Source organism: Mycobacterium sp. TH-M82 (genome assembly GCF_057473605.1).
Window position 1 is genome coordinate 1 of sequence record NZ_JBYCKY010000474.1, and the last position, 4,552, is coordinate 4,552.

At 68.7% G+C, this 4,552-nt stretch carries 4 protein-coding genes and 1 pseudogene; 2 read left to right on the forward strand and 3 right to left on the reverse strand.

The features are described from left to right. Positions 1–189, reverse strand: a 189-nt coding sequence (locus AC2VON_RS14575) for a hypothetical protein (RefSeq protein ID WP_486953583.1), incomplete at its 3' end; no start/stop codon positions are given. Between the two features lie 269 nt (positions 190–458). Here AC2VON_RS14575 and AC2VON_RS14580 point away from each other — a divergent pair. Both AC2VON_RS14580 and AC2VON_RS14585 read left to right on the forward strand, forming a co-directional pair. After that, complete coding sequence (locus AC2VON_RS14580) at positions 459–2,444, forward strand: ATP-dependent DNA helicase (protein ID WP_486953584.1); 1,986 nt, start codon at positions 459–461, stop codon at positions 2,442–2,444. 3 nt (positions 2,445–2,447) lie between these two features. Beyond that, a pseudogene (locus AC2VON_RS14585) lies at positions 2,448–2,666 on the forward strand (PIN domain-containing protein); the annotation flags it as partial. A gap of 82 nt (positions 2,667–2,748) precedes the next feature. Here AC2VON_RS14585 and AC2VON_RS14590 read toward each other — a convergent pair. Then, a complete protein-coding gene (locus tag AC2VON_RS14590) occupies positions 2,749–3,678 on the reverse strand; it encodes a tetratricopeptide repeat protein (protein WP_486953585.1) in 930 nt (309 codons plus the stop codon). A gap of 100 nt (positions 3,679–3,778) precedes the next feature. Then, the coding region (locus tag AC2VON_RS14595; RefSeq protein WP_486953586.1) for an acetyl-CoA C-acyltransferase at positions 3,779–4,552 on the reverse strand (774 nt) is incomplete at its 5' end.

Genomic DNA, 4,552 nt, shown 5'->3' on the forward strand with positions numbered 1-4,552 from the left:
CGCCTCAACCGAGTCAACCAACGCGTCGACGAACGAATCGCCCACATCAGCGCGCGCCGACGGCACACCAACCGGAAGACTCATCGCCACAACCACACCCACCACCACGCCCACCGGCGCACCCACCACGCGACGACGACGCACAGTGGTGATGCGTGATCCACGATCACCCACGGGCAGGCCAGCCATCAATTCAATTCCTCAGCGAAGATCCCCGCAGCACACAACGGGTCTTATCCAGCGTTAACCTAGCTTTCACCTATCCCGATCCGCAAGCCCAACCACCGAATTTGTCGGTACGCCCCGGAAGTGTCCACGAGATGGCCTCCAGCAGCCTGCAAGCACTGCCGCTCACCAGGCAGTAGTCGTGAAGCGAGAGACGGTTCGTAGAGTATCGGTGTGCTCGGGTCGACGGCCCTCATCGCCGACGCCGCCTGGTCGTAGGAGGGGGCGCCTCGATGAACGACGTGCCCGAGTTGCTGGCCACCGCGGTGGCGGCGCTGGGCGGCACCGAGCGCAGCGGCCAGGTGGAGATGGCCGAAGCGGTCGCGCATGCCTTCGACACCGGGGAACACCTGGCCGTGCAGGCCGGAACCGGCACCGGCAAGTCGCTGGCCTATCTGGTTCCCGCGATCGCTCGCGCGGTGTCCGACGACACCCCGGTGGTGGTGTCTACCGCGACGATCGCATTGCAGCGCCAGCTCGTCGAGCGCGATCTGCCCCGGCTCGTCAATGCGCTGGCCGACGTCCTGCCGCGACAGCCACGGTTCGCGCTGCTCAAAGGACGACGGAACTACCTGTGTCTCAACAAAATCCACGGCGGCAGCGATCCCGATGCCCCGGCCGATGGTGAGCAGGAGGAGCTTTTCGAACCGTCCGCCGCTACCGCCCTCGGTCGCGACGTGCAGCGGCTTACCGCCTGGGCGTCGGAGGCCGATACCGGCGACCGCGACGAGCTCAAACCCGGTGTGGGAGATCGATCCTGGGCACAGGTCAGTGTGTCGGCGCGCGAATGCCTGGGCGCGGCCCGCTGCCCGTTCAGCGCCGAGTGCTTCGCCGAGCGCGCACGCGACAATGCCGGCGGCGCCGACATTGTCGTGACCAACCACGCGCTGCTGGCCATCGACGCGATCGGCGAGGCCAACGTGCTGCCCGAGCATCGACTGCTGGTGATCGACGAGGCACACGAGCTGGTGGACCGGGTGACTTCGGTGGCCACCGGCGAGCTCACGCCGGCCGCGCTCGGCGTCGCGTCGCGGCGGATCACGCGGCTGATCTCAGCCGAACTGACCCAGCGGTTCGAAACCGCGGCGACCACGTTCGGCTCGGCGATCCACGACGCGCGCCCCGGCCGGATTGATTACCTCGACGACGAGCTGGCGACCTACCTGACCGCACTGCGCGACGCCGCCGGTGCGGCCCAATCGGCGATCGACCTCACGCCCAGCGACCCGAAGGCGGCGGCCGCGCGCAAAGAGGCGGTCGTGGCGCTCACCGAAATCGCCGAGACCGCGGCACGAATCCTGGCCTCGTTCAGACCCGCCATCCCCGAGCGCACCGACGTCGTGTGGCTGGACCACGAGGACAACCGTGGTTCGGTGCGCCCGGTGCTGCGGGTGGCACCGCTATCGGTGGCCGGGCCGTTGCGTGACCGGCTGTTCGCCCGCGCGACCACGGTGCTGACCTCGGCAACCCTGACCGTCGGCGGATCCTTCGACGCGATGGCGAGCGCCTGGGGGCTGACCGACGGGGATCCGGAATCTCTTTGGCGGGGCTTGGATGTCGGATCGCCGTTTGCCCACGCCAAGGCTGGCATCCTCTACGTCGCCGCGCATCTGCCGGCCCCCGGACGCGACGGCGCCGGCTCGGCCGAACAGTTGGCCGAGATCGCGGAGCTGATCAGCGCCGCCGGCGGACGCACGCTGGGGCTATTTTCGTCGATGCGGGCGGCACGAGCGGCCGCCGAGGCGCTGCGGGAGCGCCTGGAAACGCCGATGCTGTGCCAGGGCGACGATGCCACCGGCGCGCTGGTCGAGCAGTTCGCCGCCGACACTGCGACCTCCCTGTTCGGCACGCTGTCACTCTGGCAGGGCGTCGACGTGCCCGGTCCGTCGCTGTCGCTGGTGCTCATTGACCGAATCCCGTTCCCACGACCGGACGACCCGCTGCTGGCTGCCCGCCAGCGCGCGGTGACCGCCCACGGCGGTAACGGTTTCATGACCGTCGCCGCGGGCCACGCGGCGGTGTTGCTGGCGCAGGGGGCGGGCCGGCTGCTGCGTGGGCTCGACGATCGGGGAGTGGTGGCGGTGCTCGACTCGCGCATGGCGACCGCGCGCTACGGCGACTACCTGCGCGCCTCGCTGCCACCGTTCTGGCCGACCACCGATACAACCCTGGTCTGCCAGGCGCTGCGGCGGCTCTGCGCCGCGACGGAGACCGTCTAGCATGCCCTCGAGGATTTCTACTCGGCCCTCACCTGGGCGGGAGTGGCGGAACATGTGGCCCGGATAGCTGGCCAGCTGGCACGTCGGTTCAGGCGAAGCCGCAGCGGTATCGATGACGTTGACTACGTGATCGCCGCGACGGCGATCGTCATCGACGCGGATCTGTTGACAACCAACGTGCGCCACTTCCCGATGTTCGGCGAGCTGCAGCCTCCATACTGATCCGCCGCGCCGGCGCGAGCATGCGCAAAGTCGCACTCCGCGGTCTCCAGGAGTGCGACTTTGCGCATGCTCGCGACCAGAATCAGTACAGCGCGCTGGCCAGGTTGCGGCGCGCGGCGACGACATCCGGATCGGCGGGATCGAAAAGGTCGAACAACTCCACCAGCCGGGTCCGCACCGAGGTGCGCGTATCACCGGACGTTCGTCGCACCAGCGCGATCAACCGGTCGAACGCCGCGGCGACATCCCGGTTGACGATCTGCACATCGGCAGCGGCAAACGCGGCGTCGACGTCGTCCGGGGCGGCGTCGGCGACAACAATCGCATCGGGGCGGTGCGCGGTAGCACGCTGCAAGAAGTCGATCTGGCGAAGGGCCGCGCGCGCTTCGGCATGCTGGGGATCGGCGTCCAACAGTGCCTGATAAGAGCTTCGCGCCGCGGTGAAATCACCCGCCTCGAGCTGTTCGCGAGCCTGAGCCAACACCGGATCGACCTGCGCCTCCTGGCCGGAATCGGTTACACCGCCGAGCTTGCCCGCTGTCGCCGACAGCAGCGAATCCAGCCAGCGGCGCAATTGATCCGGTGGCTGCACGCCCTGGAAGCTGAAGATCGGCTGCCCGCCTGCCAGCGCCACCACGGTGGGCACCGCCTCGACCCCGAACACCTGCGCCACGCGCGGCGTGGTGTCGACGTTGACCGTGGCCAGCGACCACTTGCCGGTGTCGTCCTTGTTATCGGCCCGCGCCAAGCCCGCAAGAGTGTCAGCCAATTGGACACACGCAGCGCTGCGCGGCGACCACAGCAGTACCACCACCGGCACCTGATTGGACCGGAGCAGCACCTCGGCCTCGAAATTGGTCTCGGTGATCTCAGTGATCCCGGTGCCGCCCGGCGCGGCTGCCCCAGCACCCCCGGCGCCGCCGGACCCACTCTGCTCGGCCTGCTGCTTGAGGCCGGACAGGTCCACCGCTCCGGCCAGTGCTGGGCCGATAGGGGGTCGGGGACGGGTCACGCCGTCAATTTTGTCACGCCTCGTCGCACCCTTGTCGACGGCCGTCATCGAGAACAATGTGCACGATCGCGTCGTCGCTACGTCGACGCAACCCAGCAACCTATCCGGCCCGCAGGATCAGCGCATCGCCCTGGCCGCCGCCGCCGCACAGGGCCGCCACCCCGTACCCCGAGCCGCGCCGCGCCAGCTCCAGCGCAACGTGCAGGGTGATCCGGGCTCCCGACATGCCGATCGGATGCCCGAGGGCGATCGCACCACCGTTGATATTGACGATGTCGGGGTTCACGCCGAGTTCGGCGATGGAGGCCAGCGCGACCGCGGCGAACGCCTCGTTGATCTCGATGACGCCGAGGTCGTCGACCGTGATGCCTTCCCGGGAGACGGCCTTGCGGACCGCATTGGCCGGCTGGGACTGCAGCGTCGAGTCGGGTCCCGCCACCACGGCGTGCGCACCGATCTCGACGAGCCAGCTCAGCCCCAGCTCGGTGGCCTTGTCCTTGTTCATCACCACCACTGCGGCCGCACCGTCGGAGATCTGCGACGACGAGGCGGCGGTGATGGTGCCGTCGCGGCGAAACGCCGGCTTCAGCCCGGCCAGCGATTCGGCAGTGGTGTCGTTGCGGATCCCCTCGTCCTTGGTGAACTCCAGCGGTTCGCCCTTGCGCTGCGGAATCATCACCGGCACCACCTCGTCGGCGAAAATGCCGTCCTTCCAGCCCGCGGCCGCCTTCTGGTGTGATCCGGCGGCGAACTCGTCCTGCGCACATCGGGTGAGCTTGTCGACGTCGTTACGCTGCTCGGTGAGGGCGCCCATCGGCTGGTCGGTGAACGCGTCGTGCAGGCCGTCGTAGGCCATGTGGTCCGACACCGTCAC